At 68.3% G+C, this 17,197-nt stretch carries 16 protein-coding genes; 5 read left to right on the forward strand and 11 right to left on the reverse strand.

Annotation, left to right across the window (positions count from 1 at the left end; all coding sequences use genetic code 11):
* Window positions 1–374: 374 nt before the first annotated feature.
* The 4 genes from DZF91_RS41660 to DZF91_RS01820 all read left to right on the forward strand — a co-directional run bounded on the left by DZF91_RS41660 (window position 375) and on the right by DZF91_RS01820 (window position 6,491).
* Window positions 375–1,136: a TetR/AcrR family transcriptional regulator gene (locus DZF91_RS41660; RefSeq protein ID WP_117355774.1), complete on the forward strand. Its 762-nt coding sequence runs from the start codon at window positions 375–377 to the stop codon at window positions 1,134–1,136.
* Between the two features lie 67 nt (window positions 1,137–1,203).
* Window positions 1,204–4,668: an AAA family ATPase gene (locus DZF91_RS42560; RefSeq protein WP_117355775.1), complete on the forward strand. Its 3,465-nt coding sequence runs from the start codon at window positions 1,204–1,206 to the stop codon at window positions 4,666–4,668.
* 624 nt (window positions 4,669–5,292) lie between these two features.
* Complete coding sequence (locus DZF91_RS39315) at window positions 5,293–6,144, forward strand: MinD/ParA family ATP-binding protein (RefSeq protein ID WP_158587824.1); 852 nt, start codon at window positions 5,293–5,295, stop codon at window positions 6,142–6,144.
* Complete coding sequence (locus DZF91_RS01820) at window positions 6,141–6,491, forward strand: hypothetical protein (RefSeq protein WP_117355777.1); 351 nt, start codon at window positions 6,141–6,143, stop codon at window positions 6,489–6,491. The genes DZF91_RS39315 and DZF91_RS01820 overlap by 4 nt, the downstream gene beginning before the upstream one ends.
* 424 nt (window positions 6,492–6,915) lie before the next feature.
* Here the strand turns inward: DZF91_RS01820 and DZF91_RS01825 are convergent, their stop codons facing one another.
* From DZF91_RS01825 to DZF91_RS01845, 6 genes are all read right to left on the reverse strand, one after another.
* Window positions 6,916–7,239: a hypothetical protein gene (locus DZF91_RS01825; RefSeq protein WP_117355778.1), complete on the reverse strand. Its 324-nt coding sequence runs from the start codon at window positions 7,237–7,239 to the stop codon at window positions 6,916–6,918.
* Window positions 7,240–7,689: 450 nt separating this feature from the next.
* The gene (locus DZF91_RS38700) at window positions 7,690–8,040 is read right to left on the reverse strand and encodes a hypothetical protein (RefSeq protein WP_147340940.1); all 351 of its coding nucleotides are present in this window, start codon (window positions 8,038–8,040) and stop codon (window positions 7,690–7,692) included.
* Window positions 8,041–8,645: 605 nt separating this feature from the next.
* The gene (locus DZF91_RS01830) at window positions 8,646–9,269 is read right to left on the reverse strand and encodes a hypothetical protein (protein ID WP_199486341.1); all 624 of its coding nucleotides are present in this window, start codon (window positions 9,267–9,269) and stop codon (window positions 8,646–8,648) included.
* A gap of 180 nt (window positions 9,270–9,449) precedes the next feature.
* Window positions 9,450–9,770 (reverse strand): YbaB/EbfC family nucleoid-associated protein, encoded by a 321-nt coding sequence (locus DZF91_RS01835; protein WP_147340941.1) that lies wholly within the window; start codon window positions 9,768–9,770, stop codon window positions 9,450–9,452.
* 44 nt (window positions 9,771–9,814) lie between these two features.
* Window positions 9,815–10,336, reverse strand: coding sequence for a hypothetical protein (locus DZF91_RS38705; protein WP_147340942.1), 522 nt, complete (start codon window positions 10,334–10,336; stop codon window positions 9,815–9,817).
* A 32-nt stretch (window positions 10,337–10,368) separates the two neighbouring features.
* The gene (locus tag DZF91_RS01845; RefSeq protein ID WP_235834015.1) at window positions 10,369–11,550 is read right to left on the reverse strand and encodes a S8 family serine peptidase; all 1,182 of its coding nucleotides are present in this window, start codon (window positions 11,548–11,550) and stop codon (window positions 10,369–10,371) included.
* Between the two features lie 996 nt (window positions 11,551–12,546).
* Here DZF91_RS01845 and DZF91_RS01855 point away from each other — a divergent pair.
* Window positions 12,547–12,822 (forward strand): hypothetical protein, encoded by a 276-nt coding sequence (locus DZF91_RS01855; protein ID WP_147340943.1) that lies wholly within the window; start codon window positions 12,547–12,549, stop codon window positions 12,820–12,822.
* A 164-nt stretch (window positions 12,823–12,986) separates the two neighbouring features.
* Here DZF91_RS01855 and DZF91_RS01860 read toward each other — a convergent pair whose 3' ends face one another.
* From DZF91_RS01860 to eccD, 5 genes are all read right to left on the reverse strand, one after another.
* Window positions 12,987–13,463 (reverse strand): DUF2563 family protein, encoded by a 477-nt coding sequence (locus tag DZF91_RS01860; protein WP_117355785.1) that lies wholly within the window; start codon window positions 13,461–13,463, stop codon window positions 12,987–12,989.
* Window positions 13,464–13,495: 32 nt separating this feature from the next.
* Window positions 13,496–13,786 (reverse strand): WXG100 family type VII secretion target, encoded by a 291-nt coding sequence (locus DZF91_RS01865; RefSeq protein ID WP_117355786.1) that lies wholly within the window; start codon window positions 13,784–13,786, stop codon window positions 13,496–13,498.
* A gap of 33 nt (window positions 13,787–13,819) precedes the next feature.
* Complete coding sequence (locus DZF91_RS39320) at window positions 13,820–14,128, reverse strand: WXG100 family type VII secretion target (RefSeq protein ID WP_158587825.1); 309 nt, start codon at window positions 14,126–14,128, stop codon at window positions 13,820–13,822.
* A 245-nt stretch (window positions 14,129–14,373) separates the two neighbouring features.
* The gene (gene eccB, locus DZF91_RS01875) at window positions 14,374–15,753 is read right to left on the reverse strand and encodes a type VII secretion protein EccB (protein WP_117355788.1); all 1,380 of its coding nucleotides are present in this window, start codon (window positions 15,751–15,753) and stop codon (window positions 14,374–14,376) included.
* A 6-nt stretch (window positions 15,754–15,759) separates the two neighbouring features.
* A complete protein-coding gene (gene eccD, locus DZF91_RS01880) occupies window positions 15,760–17,196 on the reverse strand; it encodes a type VII secretion integral membrane protein EccD (RefSeq protein ID WP_117355789.1) in 1,437 nt (478 codons plus the stop codon).
* Between the last annotated feature and the right edge of the window lies 1 nt (window position 17,197).

The raw sequence follows: 17,197 nt of genomic DNA on the forward strand, positions 1-17,197 counted from the left end.
GGGCAGAGGAGCGGTCCACGGAAGCGGCGGGCTGGCGGGGAGCGCGCCCGTCCGCGCGCCCGCCACCGAGGCCGACGCCTCCGGGACGGACGCCGCCGCCACCGCCGTGACCGCCGTCGTCGCCAGCGCCGCCGCGGCCAACAGCCGCCGGAGCCGCCTGGTCTCCATCCCGCCACTCCAGTCCGTGAACCGGCCGGGCAACGCACCCGGTCGCCGTCCACTCTGGCACCACAACTCAACGCAAGTCCGACATCAAGGCGAACCGGACATGGAGATGTGACGGGATGGTGATCCCTTCGGGTTCACCATGATCCACATCACCCTCCTCCGGGGTTCCGGGCGGTCTTTTCCTGGGTCCGTCCTAAGATCTCGGTATGACCGCGGAGACCGAGGGAGTGCGGGCCCGGAAGAAGCGCCGGACGAGGCTCGCCATCTCGCACGCCGCCACCCGGCTGTTCCTGGAGCGCGGGTTCGAGCGGGTCACGATCGCCGAGATCGCCGAGGCGGCCGGGGTCGCGAAGATGACCGTCACCAACTACTTCCCGCGCAAGGAGGACCTCGCCCTCGACATCCACGCGGAGTTCGTGTCCTGGCCCGCCGCGACGGTCCGCGGCCGGGCGCCCGGCGAGTCCGCGCTCGCCGCGCTCCGCCGCGCCTACCTGGACGCGGTCGGACGGCGCGCGGCCGTGGCCGGGTTCAGCGGCGAGCCCTTCGCCCGGATGCTCCTCGGCAGCCCGACCCTGGTGGCCCGGATCCGCGAACTGCACGAGGAGCGCGAGCACGCCCTCGCCGAAGCGCTGGACGAAGCCCAGGGCGAAGAGCCCTCCGGAACCCCGGGCGAAGGCACCTCCGAAGCCCAGGGCGAAGGCGCTTCCGAAACCCCGGGCGCAGGCGCCTCCGAAGCCCCGGCGGCGGGCGGCGCACAGGTCGGCGGCGACCGGCCCGGGCTGCTGCCCCGGCTCGCGGCGGCCCAGCTCGGCGGCGTCCACCGGGTCCTGTTCGACGAGGCGCTGCGCCGCACCGCGGACGGCCGGACGCACGAGGAGATCGCCGCCGAGCTCACCCGGGGAGCCGCCCGGGCGTTCGACCTCCTGGAACCCTCACTCGGCGGTTACGCCGTACGCGCAGACGGGTAAACCTGGCCACAGTTGTCACGGAGACGGCCTAACCTTTACGCCGGGTTTGTTGGCGAGGGGGTCTTGCGTGGCGCTGCCAGAGCATCTGGAGCTACTGGTCACCGATGAACCGGTCTGCGACTACTGGGCGCACGGCCCGTGGCGCGTGCCCGACGGCCTGTTCGCCGAGATCCGCGACCGCGTCGAGACGCTGATCAACGACCCCCGCTGCAAGGACCTCACCACCGACGACCTGGAGCTGCTGACCGCCCCGTCCCCGCTCGTCCTCGGCGACCTGGTGCTCGCCCTGGAGTTCCTCGGCGGCGGCTCGGCGGTGTGCACCGGATCGCACTCCCGGCTCCAGTACCAGTTCTTCGGCAAGTACCACCGCGAGCCCCGCGAGCTCCTGCTGGACTTCCCCGCCTGGATCGTGACCAGCGGGAACTTCCGCCCGCTGGAGTGGCTGGGCGACTCCGGCGACCGGGAGCTCGCGCTCACCCTCGCCCGCGAGTCGCTGGACGTCCTGGCGGGGGTCGAGCCGCTGGAGCCCCGGCGGCAGGCGCTCGCCCGGCTGCTCGCCGACCCGCCGCCCGCCCTGGACATCACCGACCACCTGGTCGACCAGCGCCAGGCGTGGATGGACCACGCCCCCGACGACGTCGTCGCCGCCCTGCCCGAGCTCGCCGGCCCGATCGGCTACCTGGAGTGGATCTGCGCCGGGCTCACCCCCGCGCACGAGCACCTGCGGGCCGCCGCGCCGCGCGAGGAGTCCGTCCAGGACCTCTACGTCCACCTGCTCCTGCAGGGCGGCCTGCGGGAGGTCCCGGCCGAGCTGTCGGCCGTGCTCGGCGAGGACGCCTACGGCGAGCTGCTGGAGCGGTTCGCGCACGTCCGGGACGCCGGGTTCGACGCCTCCGAGTGGAGCGAGGGCGTGCGGGCGTGGCTCGCCCGGGCGCTCGGCGCGGGCGAGGCGGACGCCTGCCGCGGCTGGCTCGACATGGCCGTCCGGTTCACCGGGTCCGTGCAGGGGCTGCCCGCCGACTGCGACATCCCCGACCCGCAGTCGATCCCGGTCAGCCAGTTCCAGTACGACCTGCGGCGGCTGTTCCGGCCGCGCCGCACGGTCGTGAACCCGCTCGCCTCGTCCGTCGGGAAGGGCACGCCGCGCTCGCGCCGGCCGCGCCCGTCCGCCGAGATCGGCTCGGGCCTGGTCGGGCAGCCCGACGTGGTCGCCGCCCTGACCCGGATCGCCGAGGGCGACCGGCCCGTCCGGCTGATGCTGGTCGGCCCGGACGGCACCGGCAAGCGGGACGCCGCCCAGCACGTCGCCCGGCTGCTGCTCGACCGCGGCGTCACCGCGTCCCCGCTCTGGCTCGCCGACGACTTCTTCGCGGGCAAGGAGGTCTCGGCCGCCACCACGCACCTGTACAACGACGCGCGCGAGTCCGCCGGGTCCCGGCTCATGGTGATCGACGGCCTGGACGACATGTCCCGCGACCCGCGCAGCGGCGAGGCGATCGTCGAGGAGCTGCACCGCGCCCTGGACGTCCACGACGACCTGCACGTGGTCGCGCTGTGCGAGCCGGGCGGCGACGAGCGCATCCGCGAGGTGAACCCGGCGCTGTCGCTGCGGTTCGAGGTCGTCCACACCCGCCCGTTCACCCCCGACGCGTTCGCCGAGCTGTTCTCCCGCGCCCTCGCCGCGCGCGGCGCCCGCGCCCACAAGCGCGCCCTGACCGCCGCCGGCGACCTGCTCGCCCGCACCCCGGCCGTCCGGAACCTGCGCAACGCCCGGCTCGCGCAGCGCCTCGCCGACGTCGTGGTCGCCGACGTCCGCGCCCGCACCGCGCCCGGCGAGGAGCCCGTGGTCAAGCGCGCCGACATCCCGGCGCGCTTCGACGCCGCCGGCACCGCCTCCGATCCGCACGTCGAGCTGGCCGCCCTGGTCGGCCTCGCGCCGGTGAAGCAGGAGATCGAACTCATGGTCGCCGGGGCGAACGCCGCCCGGCTGCGCCGCGACGCCGGGCTGCCCGCCGGGGCGCCGTCCCGGCACATGCTGTTCACCGGCAACCCCGGCACCGGCAAGACCGAGGTAGCGCGACTGCTCGCCCGCCTCTACAAGGACCTCGGCGTCCTGTCGTCCGGGCACCTGGTCGAGGTCTCCCGCGCGCAGCTGGTCGGCCAGTACCTCGGCGAGACGGCCGTGAAGACCCGCGAGGTCGTCCGGCGCGCGGTCGGCGGCGTCCTGTTCATCGACGAGGCGTACTCGCTCGCCCAGTCCGACCTGTCGGAGGACTACGGCCCGGAGGCCGTCGCCGAGCTGGTCAAGATGATGGAGGACCACCGCGACGACCTGGTCGTCATCGCCGCGGGCTACGAGCGCGAGATGCAGCGGTTCGTCGCGTCCGACCCGGGGCTGTCCTCCCGGTTCCCGGTGACCGTCCGGTTCCCCGACTTCACCGACGCCGAACTCGTCGAGATCTTCTCCCGGATGGCCGCCGCCGCCGGGCTGACGCTGACCGGGGAGGCCGCCGCGAAGGTCGCCGACCTACTCCGCCGCGCCCCGCGCGGACGCGCCTTCGGCAACGCCCGCCTGATGCGCAACCTGTGCGAGCGCGCCCAGGCGCTCCAGGCCCGCCGCGTCACGGCGCTGAAGCGGCCGTCCGCCGAGCGCCTCGCCGAGCTGCTGCCCGCCGACATCCCCGACTCGCTCACCGGCGCGTCCCGCGCGGTCGTCGCCGCCGACCCGCTCGCCGCCCTCGACGCCCTGGTCGGCCTGCGCGACGTCAAGACCGAGGTGCACCGGCTGGCCGCCGAGGCCCGCAGCGCCGAACTGCGCCGCGCCGCGGGCCGTCCCGGCGTCCACCCCACCCGGCACATGGTCTTCTCCGGCGGCCCCGGCACCGCCAAGACCACCGTCGCCCGGCTGGTCGCCGCCGTCCACGCCGACCTCGGCCTGCTGTCGTCCGGCCACCTCGTCGAGGTCGGACGCGGCGACCTGGTCGGCGGCTACCTCGGCCAGACCGCACCGCGCGTCAAGGCCGCCGTCGAGCAGGCCCTCGGCGGCGTCCTGTTCATCGACGAGGCGTACGCCCTCGGCGCGGACGCCTACGGCGCCGAGGCCGTCGCCACCCTGGTCAAGCTCATGGAGGAGTACCGCGGCGACCTGCTGGTCATCGCCGCCGGCTACGAGCGCGAGATGACCGCCTTCCTGGCGGCCAACCCCGGCCTGGAGTCCCGCTTCCCCAAGCGCCTCCGCTTCCCGGACTACACCGACTCCGAGCTCGTGCAGATCTTCGAGGTCCTCGCCGCCGCCGACGGCCTCACCCTGGCCGACGGCGTCCGCGAGACCCTCCGCGCCCTGCTGCGGACCGTCCCGCGCGGCCCGTCCTTCGGCAACGGCCGCTTCATCCGCAACCTCCTCGATGCCGCCGTGGCCTCCCAGTCCGTCCGCCTGACGACGACCTCGTCCCCCGACCCGGCCGTCCTGCGCCCCGAAGACCTCCCCACCACCCTCCCCACCACAGCCATAGCCCCCGGCCTCTACCTCTGACGATCAGGGGGCGCCACGCGATCAACCGGGGTCTAGACTCGTCCAGATTCCACCAGTCAGCCTGACTACGGCAGCACCGCTGAGGGGAGATCGGTGACCGAGCGAGACTGGCAGCACGACGTGCTCCGCGACCTCGGCCTCCTCGACACCGGGCTGGTGCTCCTCACCCCGCACCCACCGACCGCACCCCTCGTCCCTCCACCGTCCGTCCCCGCACCTCCGAGCCCATCCCCGACCGCCCTGTCCTCCGGTTCGCGGCCGGCAGGCCAGAGACAGGCGACCGCCCAGTTCCAGCGGCCGAGCCTCCTCGGTGCCGCGCTCCAGGCCGAGCCACCGGAGCAGCCGGTAACGGAGGCGTCCGCGGGGTGGGGCCTCCCTCAGCCCCAGAAGCCGCACGAGCTGGCACAGCAGCCCGAACCACCCCAGGCTCCGCTGGCGTCCGTGGACTGGTCCGCCGCCACCCACCAGACCTTCACGCCCGAAAGGACCGCGGCGACCGCCTCACCGCCCGCTCCCGCGTCCTCACCCCCCACGCCGGCGCAACGGCCCTCGATGCACCAGCGGCCTGTCCCGGGCCCGTCCGCGGACGAGATGGTCCGGAGAGTTCGGCACGGCGATTCGACAGTGCGGCGCCTCGGCCACGGCATGCGGCGCATCGTCGGCGCGTCGGCGGCCGGGGACGTCCGGGACACGAGCCGACTGGCCGAGCGGATGAACCACGCGGTGCCGTCCTGCCGCCGCATCGTCGTCACCAGCATCCGAGGCGGCGCGGGCAAGAGCAGTATCACCGCGCTCGTCGCCGAGGTGATCCGCGAGCACCGCACCGACCGCGTAGCGGCCGTCGACGCCGATCCTGGCCTCGGATCCCTCGCCCCCCGACTCGGTATCCGCCCCACGCGCTCCCTCCGCGACCTGGCCGCCGCCCGTCCCACGACCTTCGAGGAGACCGCCTCCTACCTCACCCGGACCCCTGGCGGGCTCTGGGTACTCGCGGCGAGCGGCCACGGCTCGGTGGGGGCGGACCTCGACTTCGAGACCTTCCACGCCGCCCTCGGACGACTGGGCCGCTACTTCTCCACAACGGTCGTCGACTGCGGAGCGGGCCTGGTCTCGCCGCTCCACCGGGACATCCTGAACGCGGCCCACGCCCAGATCTTCGTCGCTCCCGCCACGGGAGACGGCACGCTCAGTGCCCGTTCCGCCATCGACTGGTTCGCACGCAACGGCCACGCCGATCTCCTGGCCCGGACGGTGATCGTGCTCGTCTCGCACACACCCGTCCCCGACACCGACCTGGCCCTCGCGCAACGCCTTCTCGGCGGAGCAGGCCAGTCCGTCGTGATCATCCCTTTCGACCGCCACCTGGCCGCGGGAGCCTCGATCGCCAGCGGCCTGCTCAGCACCTCCACCCGTGAGGCCGCGACCCGTATCGCCGACGAGGCGTTCACTCTCTCGCTCGCCGGAGGCAGCGTATGAGCCGCGAACTGGTCGTCCTGCTCCCTGAACCACCCGACATCGACGCAGCCCTGTCGAACTCGGACGCCCTCCGCGACGCCGCCCTGTCGATCGGCCACTCGAACGGCGCAACGCTGCTCTTCGACGCCGGGGGCCGCCTCCTCGTCTTCATCGCCGAACCACGCCGCGTCGAAGTCCCAGGCGAGACCGAGCGCCTGCTGAACGTCCCGGTACCGGTACCCACATGGTGGATCGACATCCGCGCCGCCGCGACGCCGGACACCGCGTCCACCATCGCCCATCACTGCGCCGAAGCCCTGACTCACCGCCACAACGGAATCCTCTGCGCCACCGAGGCACCCGCGTGACCGCCTTCGACGACGTCACAGACTGAGCCGGGAACACCAGGCCAGACTTCGGTCTCCCCGCCCTCGATGAGGAGCTCATCCCTCCGAGCCGGCGTTCAACCTCGCTTCGATCTCAAGAGCGACTTCGGCCGGGAATCCCCCTCCGACCAGGCGTCCGAATTTCCCCTCCCCCGGGCCTCGCGGATCCTCCTCAGCCAGTGGATCTCCACCTCGTCGGAGATCCCCAAATTTCGCCGACAGGTCATGGCGGTCACCAGATCCGCGCCCGCACCGCGCAACTCGCCACTTTGAGCACGAATTATTCCGCGCCGCCGAGCGGCATCGGCAAGCTCCAGGACATCACCCTGCGCCCTGGAGCGATCGAGGATGCCGCACAACCGCTCGATCTCCTCCTCACGGCGCCGCGGGTCGTAGAAATCGCCACTCAGCCACTCTGTCGCACCGTCGTCCTGAAACGGGTGCCCATAGAACTCGCAAAGGGGAGACACAGGTCCAAGGCCGTGCCTTCATCCACACTGACCCCGCAGGCCACGGAATGCAGAATGCCGTTATAAACGAGTTCCCACAGCCTGGCGTTCTCCTGGACATCGTCGACGCCCACCGTGATCGAACGCCCCGCCCGGTCCTTGAGCACAAGGAAATCCGCGTTTCTTTTCCTGGGTTCGATCTCCACCTCGACCAGGTTATAAACATCGACCCATATGCGGCCCTTCCTCAGCCAGTCAGCCCCGGCCGCGAACTCCCTCATCCCGCAGAATATCCACGGGACGGCAGCTGCCGTCACTACGGCCTCAGCGCACCACAATGAGCTATTCCGCATCCATCCGAGCCCTCCGGCCTCCGCCGTGAAGACGAGGGAGAGAACGACAAGGAAGAAGGCCGTGGCGGAAAATACCCCCCGCCAGGATCGAGGAACCCATTCCAGGGAGGGCCCCCTGCCGTCAGGGGCCTTCGGCGGCGTCCCTCCGGGCGGCTGGAACTTCTCGCGCCTCTCCTGCGCCCAGGCACGACTCCACGGCGCCTCCGGCGGCCGAGGCACCCCGTCAGCAGATCCGGCCGTTCAGGCAACTCCTCCATCCAGCGTCTCTCCACCGGGAAGGCCAGGCGACGAAAACTCCACTCCAGATCACAGGGGCCGACTTGTTCGATCGGCCAGCAAGATAGAACAAAAACCCCTAGATCGACTGGCAGTTTCCCTCTAGTGTCGCGCGTCGTCGATTTCCGGTCGATGGAGAGGCCCGCGTGCCTTGGCTGCTCGCGCCATCGCCTCAAGCTCGGCTTCGTTGTAAACGCCCGCGATCTGGTACATGGCCTCACGCGTCTGGATCAACGAATTCTGTGCCGCCTCGAGACTCTTCATCGTTGCCCCACGGACACTGGTCTCGTAGGCTCTGCGCGCACCTTCGCCAGCCTTACTGAGCGCGCCGGACCCCAGTTCGGCCTTACTGATCTCTGCATAAGCCGCCGACCAGAGATTGACTGCTTCATTGATCGCGTCGCCGGACTGAATGATATATCCAACTCCATCAACGCGATATCCATCACCCATATCTGTGCACCACCTTCAAGAAAATCGTCAAGGAATATTCGCGACCGCGTCGTTCGCCAGGGATTTTGCTATCCCCTCGCGCCCCGCACCGTCGCCAGGAATCGCAATTGAATTATAGGCGAAAAGGACCGTATAGTAACCTTTGCGCAGAACCACTACAATGGATCCATGTGGATCGCCAGAATAGCTCCAGCAGCTCTCGTCGGCAGGGCTCACGAATGATCGACAGGCCCTGGATCCTTGAAATCCTTTGTAGCTGATCCTCGCGTTGGCGAACTTTTCGTCTCCCGCACGCCTACTCATTTGAATGTCAATTTCGGAGACAATATTCCCCGGAGCCTTGCTCTCCTTGGCGCCATCCTTTGTCGACCACTCGCACCCCTTGTCCTGTGCGGCACGACGTTGTACCTGGTCATAGGGACCCAATATTCTTTTCACAAGAGCCGCTGAGAGCACAGTACAGGGCGCGATATCCTTCGCGCCGGTCGGAATTGGGGCGTCTGTCGAACCCGCACGGCTATGCCCTCTGCCATCGCTCGAGCAACTAGTCAGCCCGCCCACCAGGAAAACTCCTGTGGTCAGAACTGCGAGCACAGAACCAGTTCTCATCCGGTAAAACTCCACTGGCCCTTATTCTTGATCGCCCCTCCCATGCCCCTAGGCGGCCGGATGGCACCGATCGCCCCCTGAAGTTCTGTCATCGCTGCCGCCCCCTTGTCAACGAGGTTCCTTACCAGCACCACATGGTTCTGGACGGTTCGCACCCACATACTGAGGAAGGATGCAAGTACGCTCTTGACAGCCTTCTTCATGTCCCCCTTGGCCTCATTCAGCTTGAGGTAATAGTCAAGTGCTTTATCCACGGTTGCCATAAATTCTTTCATGGCCTCGTTGTACATATCGACGAGCGAATTATGCAGCGTGATGAGCTGATGCGCCGCATCCTTCATTGCTTCGGAGTTGTTTTTGGCTACCTCGATGACCGTTCCGGTCATATAACCTTTGAAGGCCATGTAAGCGGGGCCGCTCCAATGGATTCCTAGATCATAATGTGCCGCCTGAAGAGAATCCAGGGACTCCTTATATTTATTGGAAGCTGCAAACCAATGACCTGCGGCCTTCCTTACAAGCGGCGGATTGGGTCGCGTCTTCATGAGGTTTCTGTAAGCGAGTGTTACTGCGGCGAGCATACCCACGGCTTCAGCGGCTTCCAGGAATGCTCCCGGCATCTTGCCTCCCGGAAGCGCCTCTTGGACGGAACTAGAGTTTGCTGCGCCCTTTCCCCCGGCGCCGCCCCCCTTCGCGCCTCCCGATCCCTTCCCGCCGCCTTTCCCACTACCGCCTTTCGCGCCCCCGCCTTTCCCGCCACCTCGCGGCCCCTTACCATTGACTACCATCAGCTCGACTCCTTAGAAAATAATCTCGCGCGCCGCCCGCTTAAGGTCGCCACGCAGACGTTCGAACTTCTCGGCTCGTGCACTAGCCAGGGCCGCCATGAGTTTTTCACTGAGCTCCTGCGCCCTCGTCTCGCACACTCGCTCCGGCGCGAAGTTGACTTCCACGAGGTCACCGGCACCGTTGATGACGACCGTTCCCAGCCCGTCGCCAATCTCCCCCACGAAGAACGATGAGGAAACCAGCGCAAAAGCCGAATCGAGCCTGTTTGTGTATTCAGTGACCTGGTCCTCGATGATGCTCATCCTGTTGGCGGCCTCGTCCAGGTCGCCCATGCCCACTTCTGAGACCTGCAGTATTCCTCTCCGCGAGGAGGCCATCAGTACTCTCCAGTAAAGATGTTCAGCTGCTCTTTAAGTTCGTCCTGGTGCTGCCTCGCAGAGGACGCGGCCCTAGCGGCCAAGTCGACTATTTCCTGACCGAAGTCACCTGTCTCCGAGGCTCGCGTGGGCGTCGCCTTCAATTGGATGTCGACCAATTCTCCCCATCCGTCACAAGTGACAGATATGACTCCGTCCCGGCTGTGCTCTTCGAACGTTACTTCGGACAGCAATCGCACCAAACGTTCTTCCCGCTCGATGGCGTCCATATCAAGCTCTTCGAACATCTCTGTGGTATCTATCGGCATCTCGGCTTTGGCCGCCTCCTTTGGCTGTGTAACCGAAGAGGATGCTCCTCCGCTCTCAGGAAAGGCTGTCGGAACTTCGCTCTGCTTCTCCGCCTCCGCCGACACCTCCCTCGGCGCCCCCGGTCGCCGTACAGACCTCCGCCTGGCCACTTCCTGTTCGTCGGCGGGTGCACGAGGAGTGCTCCTGTTCAGCGCATCCCTCAACGAGCTCACCGTTTCCGCTCCTCTCGTCACTCATCCGTGCCCTACAAAGACCGTGAACGTCTCAGCAGTCCACGCTTTCGACGGTGGTTGACCAGCAGCACAGTTGCCGTGAACAAAAAGACTGTTACAAGGGCCGCCGCTCCAACCGGGAGGATCGCACTATTCGGGTTTTCCTTGGAGCTGACCCTGTTCCGTACAGGCTGATGATCTGGAGAGGGCTTGGGTTTCTCCTGCAACCGCTTCCACTGGTCATAGCGTTCATAGACGCTGTTCGGGGCATTCTTCGGGACACTACCGATCATTGCTGCATAGGGGATCACCGCGCCGTTGCCGGTGAGTTTGTCCCACCCCTTGTCCCCTACATCCCGGGCCGTGTTAAGGACGCGTTGGACAATCCGTCGGCCCGGTTCTTCCGGGAAGCGTGAGCGAAGGAGTGCGATAGCGCCGGACGTGAGGGCCGTCGCACTGCTCGTGCCGTTGACCGCGCCGAAAATACCGGCTCTACCAATCGATCCGACGTTCACAGCTGGTGCCGCTACCGCCGTATAGGCACCTGGCGTGCTGTTGCTATAGATTCCCAGGTTCTGGTCAAGTCCACCCACCGTCAGAACACCGGCACAATTCGACGGAGAAATCCTGCTGTTATCCTCCCAGGATTTGTTGCCCGCAGCGGCGATCACGACCGCATCATGCTCGATGGCGTATGAGATCGCGCTTTGGAGCTTCGTTTCGCAGCTTGCCGCTTCCGCTCCCACCGACATGTTGATCACTTTTGCGCCGTGATCGACGGCGAACCGCACCCCTTCCGGCCAGGAGTCCTCGTCAGCGAGGACGGGCAGGATTCGGCTCTCGGGCGCCACACCGGTCATGCCTGTGCCCGTGCCTTGGCCGGCTATCAGCGCGGCCATGCCCGTACCATGCCCTCCTTTTTCGTCGTCGTGATCGGTTCGGCCGTCACCATGAAGGCCCCATCCCACGCTTCCGCCTTTGAGGACGGCTCCCCGTAGATCCGGGAGGCGGGCTTCCACGCCTGAGTCGATCACCGCGACAATGACGCCCGCCCCCTTCGTCACCTTCCAGATCTCGGGTATCTCCCACGCTGGGAACCACCACTCCTCGGAACGAGGGGAGGTGGCCGCGGCGGCGCTGCCTGTGTGGAAGGCGAAAAGCAGCGCCGAACAAACCACCGCGATCCACCTGCGCGGCGCTGCCCTTTCGTTCATGACCTTCACGAACTTTTCCGTCGGCTCCGTTCGCCGAGGACACTCGGCGCTGTGCTGTCGTCGTCCTGCCAGACGTCCGGATCTTCGGTCAGCCACGAAGACCTCTCGCGGTCCGGCTTGTGGTTCCCGCCGGCGCCGGCCGCGCCTCCCATGGGCATACCGCTGACCGCACGCCCCCCGGCGGTCGCTTCCATCGCGGAAGCCTCTCCGAAAGCGGGCCCCGCCAACCTGCCGCTACCGATCACTCCAGGCTCGCGCAGGAGAGCCCCTTCAGCACCGACAGCTCCGCCCCTTGGCCCACCGAGCACACCTTGGGAGCTGAGCGGACCACCACGTACCGCGCCTGGTGCTAGCCGTCCTCCTGGCCCCATGCCTTCCGGCGGGACGAGTCGACCGCTCGGACCACGGCCACCGGGAACGTCCAGCTCGGGGCCTCGGCTACCCGGTCCTTTGCCGATCGGAGGGTTTCCGGACGGCTGCTTCCCTCGTCCCGGCGGGTTGTATCCCGGGCCGCTGCCCGGCGGGATGTAGCCGGGGCCTCGTCCACCGCCCGTACCAGGCGAGGGACCTGGCTGATTTCCATTCGGAGGTCCATTCGGCGTGCTTCCGCCTGGTCCGCTTCCATGCGGACCTGACGCCTCGGGGGGATTCTCCTGGAGTTCGGAACCATGACCGCCGCCGAGTCCGGGCCGGTCTGGGTTTGGACCATAGCCCTGGCCAGGCCCCGTTCCACCGCCCCCGCCGCCTCCGTTGCCCGGCTGACGGCTGGACGGCGGTAGCTGATGAGCGCCTGGTCCACCCCCAGGGCCTGAAAGGCCTCCACCGCCGCTGCCTGGGCCGCTACCGCCCGACCCCGGATAGCTCCCCTCTTCCAGTCCCTTTCCAGGAAGATGCAGTGAGACGGTGCCGGGGATCTTGGAGTACGCCTTGGCGAGTTCGCTGTTCGTCTTGGCGAGGTGGTCCCGTGCCGCCTGGTTGTCCCGCTGCGGAGCGAGGATGTCCGCCGCCCGGCTGGGCATGGTGTTCGGGTTCGTCGGAGCCGTCTTCGTCGGCATCGACGCCTTGCTGGTCTTGATCGCGCCCGATGCCTCCGTCAGCGCGCCGCCGAACTTGCTGGTCGCCTCGGACAGGGTGGTCGAGGCCTGGTTGAGCAGCCTGACGTTGGCGACGCCCAGTTCCTGGGCATCGCCGCCCCAGACCTTGGTGAGCCGTTGCATGTGGGTGACGAGGCTGCCCTCGATCTTGCTCAACGCACCCGACACACCGGTGTAGCTCGACGCGAGCTGGTCCAGAGACTCCGGAGTCGCGCCCATGAGGAGCTTGTTGATGCTGTCGTAGTCGTACTGGGCGGGATTGCCGTGTGGAAGGCTGCCCGGCCTGATCTTCTCGTGGCGGACGTCACCGCCCATGCGGCCTCCTCTGGCCTCTCTGCTCGGTCACGAGGGCCGCCAAGGGGCAGGTGGACCGTCCAGCGTCTTACGTGGAGCGTCGCTGGCGTTCTTCGCACCGCCCTCGGCGGTGCTGTACCTGGTGGCGGTCTCGCGAACGCGCGTGATGACGGTTCGGTACGCCCTGATATATGCCTGGATGCCCTCGACCATGTTCACGTGCGCCTTGCCGACGTTCGAATGGAGCGCCTTGGCGACGTCCCATCCGCCGACCTCGCCGAACTGTGCCTTCAGCGCGCCGAGCTGTTGCTCCAGAGCGCTGACGTCTTTCTCCATCTCATCGGCGACCTTCCGGATCTGCTCCGGAATGGCCATCACGTGCCCACCACCGCCGCCTCCGCGGCCGACCGGAACCGTCTTGAGGAACAGATCCGGACGGTTGGGGTCGAACGTGGGGTGGCCGGCCTGGGGGGTGATGCCGGGGATGATGCCGTTCAGGACGTCATTGGGGTCTTTGGGGGGCATGCTGCTCGGCTCCTTCCGTGGGATCGGAGGGCTCAGCCGCTCCACACGCCGACGTTCTGCCCCTCGGCACCGCGGTGGATGTCATGCGACTCGCCGATCGCCTTGCTCATGCCGGACACGGCGGTCGCCATGCGCTGCGCGGCCACCGCCCACTCGCGCGACTTGGCGTCGTATGCAGCGCGGGCGTCGCCGTCCCACTCGGCCAGGTGGTTGCGCACCTGGGAGTGGAGCTGCTCCAGGATGGAGTTGTACTTGTTCAGCGCGGCCAGGAAGTTCTGCTGGGCGTTCTGCATCCCACCGAAGTGGATAAAAATGTCGCTCATCGTGCTTCCTCCAGGTCTCTCGGGACGGACGGCTCAGATGACGCCACGAAGATGGTTGACGCGCTCCGTCTTCTGCTGCTCGGCGGCCTCGTACTTGATCTTCGTGTGCACGAGCTTCTCGTGGATGACGTTGAGGTCCTTGAGAACCTTGGAGAACTCGGACTCGAAAATGTTGTAGACGTTCGTGAACGCGGCCGACGAGTCTCCCTTCCACGCCGCCTGGAGCTCCGCGTGGTGGCCGTTGAGCTGTCCCTTGACCTGGTTGATCTCCCCCGCGGCGGTCTGGACGCTGCCGGCCGCCTGCTGCATGTGTTCGCGATTGACCGCTGACTGGTTGCTCATCGTTCTCCTCGCACACGTCTGACCTTGGGCTTCACGAGACGTGTCGGCTTTCAAGCCGGTGCGGGGAGCCGGTTGGCGGGGGCCGCTCGACACGATTCGTGCCTCGAGCAAATCCGATCGTAGGGATAACTCTGATCTTGTGTCCATAGACGCACCCCTCGCTCGCGCGGTTCCCTCTCCCGCGGTCAAACGCAATCCGTCGACTACCTGTGACAACACCTGTCAGGTTTCCTGCGGGCAATCCGTCAGTTGGCCGCAACCGGCCGCACCGCCGCAGCACTCGACAACGTGGGGCCCTCGCGGAGCAATTGGAGGAGATTCCCCGGCACCGGGACCGCCGACTGCGTCGAATACCCCAGTTTCGCCACGTCATCGGCGGTCGGCACCGGGTAGCGCAGCCCCTGGTCGGTGATCAGCGCGAAGGATTCCGGTCGCCGCCCCGGCGCGGTCAACGTCCCGGCGAAGGTGCCGCCGCCCGGCAGGAACACCTGGTCCAGCCCGGCCGCCGGCGCCTCAGCGACGGTGCGCTGGTCGGGGAGCGCGCCACCCACGGTGAAGCGCGCGTCCGTGGAGAGGGAGTTCGTTCCCCGGTACACCGCGCAGAGAGGCGTGGTCGGGGCGTAGGCGACGGTGTGGGGCGGCTCCTCGGGCAGGGCGCGGCTGTGCAGATTCGTAGCGGACGCCCGCCCGCCGGCCGCGCCCGGCGTGATGTCCCGTTGCGCGGCCGAACCGGTCTCGTCGAGCAGCAGGCGGGCCTGGGTCGCGGAGATGCCGGACAGTCCATCCGCCAACTGGACGTACCAACGCTCGGGGGTCCCCGCGACGGGCGGGACGCGGAAGACCTGGCCCACGCTGGACGGCGCGCCGTCCGGGCCCGTGACGCGGGTGCCCCGGCCGGCGATGGCGGGCGCGGCGAAGTCGGGGCCCTGGGGAAGTCCGTTCAGCCAGCGCGTGTCCACGGGCACGGGGGCTTCCGCCGTGAGGACGCGGACGGCCCGCGGCGTCAGCTTCATCCGGGTGTTGCGCCACACGAGCCATGCCTGCTGACCGCCTTGGACGACGACTCCCTCGTTCGCGCCCAAGGGACGGCCGCCGACATCACGTCCCCCGACCAGTGAGACGACGGAACTCGTCAAGCCACCCGTCCCGGCGGTGCTTCGGACGCAGAGCGACCATGGTCCTCCGGTCAGGTGGCGAGGATCCGGCAGCGATTCGGGCGCGCCGGGGATTCCGGTGACGGGGCCGCGTGAGTACTTCGCCAGCGACCGTCCCGACACCAGCTTCCGCTTGATGCCGGTCGTCGGCATCGCGAGGCGGGCGGACGCGTAGTTGACGAACGGGATCAGTCGGTGCTCGGGCGCGCTGTAGGAGTACGACGCTCCCGTCTCCTTCTCGATCAGCACGAGGCCCGGCTCTTCGAGGTTGCGCGCGCCGCCTTTGAGCATCAACCCCGCGATCCCGAATCCGGTGGCGACCAGCACGGTGACCATGAGCCCGCACAACGCCCCGACACCGGTCCGCCTCAGCGGGGACTCGGCCGCGCCGGGCGTTCCCTGAAGGAGGGCGAGCGAGACCCTCTGGGTCATCAGCTTGTGCGCCTGGTACAGGTCCTTGCGGCTCTGCATCGCAGGTCAACCGGCCAATCCGCGCAGCCAGGCGTACAGGTTCAGCAGTCCGAACGCCAAGGGGAACAGGCTCACGATCAGCACCATGTCGAGGATGTCGCCAGCGCGTCCCCAGAAGGGGGACGGCTTGCTCACGGGAAGCCGGAGAGCCATCGTCATCATCAGGGCCACCGTGAGCAGTACGGGGACCAGCATCAGCAGGACGACCGAAAGCGGCGGCTCGGTCAGAGCGACTCGCAAGGCCAGCAAGGCCAGCCCCGCCAGGCCGGACCCGAGCATCCAGAACCTCTGACCCCGCCCGTGGAAGACCCGTGCGCGAAGCAGCAGTACCACCGACAGGCAGACGCTCATCGTCGTCGGCAGCCAGCCGCGCTCCGGGACCACGAGCAGGTGCGCCGCCAGGCAGGCCAGGCCGACTCCGGCGACGAGGCCGGTCGCGAAGCGGTCGGCGTCGCGGGTCCGGCGCAACAGGCTGGGGCCGTCGAAGGTCCGGGCCGCGCTTCGGAGCTCCTCGGCGTTCTCGGGGACGGGCGGCAGCGGCAGCCGGGCCAGCCGGAACGCCAGCGACGGGATCAACGCGGTCAGCGCCAGGCAGGCCGCCGCGACACAGGCCGCCACACCGTCCGCGGGCCAGCCGAAACCCTGGACGCACCCGGCGGCGACCACGCCGAGCAGGGAGGTGAACCCCACGCCGAGGAAGGTGGGAAGGCCCTCGGTGATCGCGAACGCGGCGACCACGGCGACGAACGTGACCGCTCCCAGCCCTGCCAGGAGGTGCAGGGGACCGAGCGAGACCAGCGAGACGGGGCGAGCCGGAGCCAGCAGCCCGCCCAGGAAGGCGTACGGCAGAGCGCCGTAGCCGAGGGCCGCGCCCGCGCCCGCGTCCCCGACCGCGCGTGACAGCACGACACCGCCGACGAGCAGCAAGGCCGCGACGGTGGACGAGGCGATCGCCAGAGCCCCCCATGGAGGGCCCGCCGCCGCGAGGCCGACGGCGCCGACCATGAGGGCCGCGGCGGCGCAGAGCAGGCCGGATCGGCGGGTCAGCTCGGGCCGCCAGCGGTCGCCGTGCTCGTTGATCCCGGTCGCGACCACGTCCGCGACGTCGTCGAACGAAACCTCGGGGATCTGCGAAAGCCCAGGTCGGAAGTAGAGCACCTCGCCGTCGCGCACTCCGAGGGCCGACAGTGATTTCGACTCGTCGAACGGAGCCTCGTCGAGACGCTGCAGGACCCAGCCGGAATGCGCGAGTCCGGAGTTGGCGAGATCGATTCCGGCGACTTTCAGCAGCGTGGGCAGCATGTGCGCCAAAGGAATATCGGCGGGCAGTGACACGTCCACTCGGCGATTCACGGCGACGAGGGCCACGCGGCACAGGTCGACACCGATCGTCGGATTCACTCGGCCTCCCGGAGGGCTCGACTTCACACCCGCCACGATCATT

Source organism: Actinomadura logoneensis (assembly GCF_003428695.1).
GTDB lineage: Bacteria > Actinomycetota > Actinomycetes > Streptosporangiales > Streptosporangiaceae > Spirillospora > Spirillospora logoneensis.

Excerpts from the sequence above, each read along its gene's own strand:
- DZF91_RS01865 (WP_117355786.1), bottom strand. The coding sequence starts at position 13,786 with ATGAGCGACATTTTTATCCACTTCGGTGGGATGCAGAACGCCCAGCAG.
- DZF91_RS01835 (WP_147340941.1), bottom strand. The coding sequence starts at position 9,770 with ATGGGCGACCTGGACGAGGCCGCCAACAGGATGAGCATCATCGAGGAC.
- DZF91_RS01860 (WP_117355785.1), bottom strand. The coding sequence starts at position 13,463 with ATGCCCCCCAAAGACCCCAATGACGTCCTGAACGGCATCATCCCCGGC.
- eccD (WP_117355789.1), bottom strand. The coding sequence starts at position 17,196 with ATGATCGTGGCGGGTGTGAAGTCGAGCCCTCCGGGAGGCCGAGTGAAT.
- DZF91_RS01855 (WP_147340943.1), top strand. The coding sequence starts at position 12,547 with ATGTCCGCCGCCCGGCTGGGCATGGTGTTCGGGTTCGTCGGAGCCGTC.
- DZF91_RS38700 (WP_147340940.1), bottom strand. The coding sequence starts at position 8,040 with ATGGGTGATGGATATCGCGTTGATGGAGTTGGATATATCATTCAGTCC.
- DZF91_RS41660 (WP_117355774.1), top strand. The coding sequence starts at position 375 with ATGACCGCGGAGACCGAGGGAGTGCGGGCCCGGAAGAAGCGCCGGACG.
- eccB (WP_117355788.1), bottom strand. The coding sequence starts at position 15,753 with ATGCAGAGCCGCAAGGACCTGTACCAGGCGCACAAGCTGATGACCCAG.
- DZF91_RS01830 (WP_199486341.1), bottom strand. The coding sequence starts at position 9,269 with ATGCCGGGAGCATTCCTGGAAGCCGCTGAAGCCGTGGGTATGCTCGCC.
- DZF91_RS01825 (WP_117355778.1), bottom strand. The coding sequence starts at position 7,239 with ATGAGGGAGTTCGCGGCCGGGGCTGACTGGCTGAGGAAGGGCCGCATA.
- DZF91_RS01820 (WP_117355777.1), top strand. The coding sequence starts at position 6,141 with ATGAGCCGCGAACTGGTCGTCCTGCTCCCTGAACCACCCGACATCGAC.
- DZF91_RS39320 (WP_158587825.1), bottom strand. The coding sequence starts at position 14,128 with ATGAGCAACCAGTCAGCGGTCAATCGCGAACACATGCAGCAGGCGGCC.
- DZF91_RS01845 (WP_235834015.1), bottom strand. The coding sequence starts at position 11,550 with ATGAACGAAAGGGCAGCGCCGCGCAGGTGGATCGCGGTGGTTTGTTCG.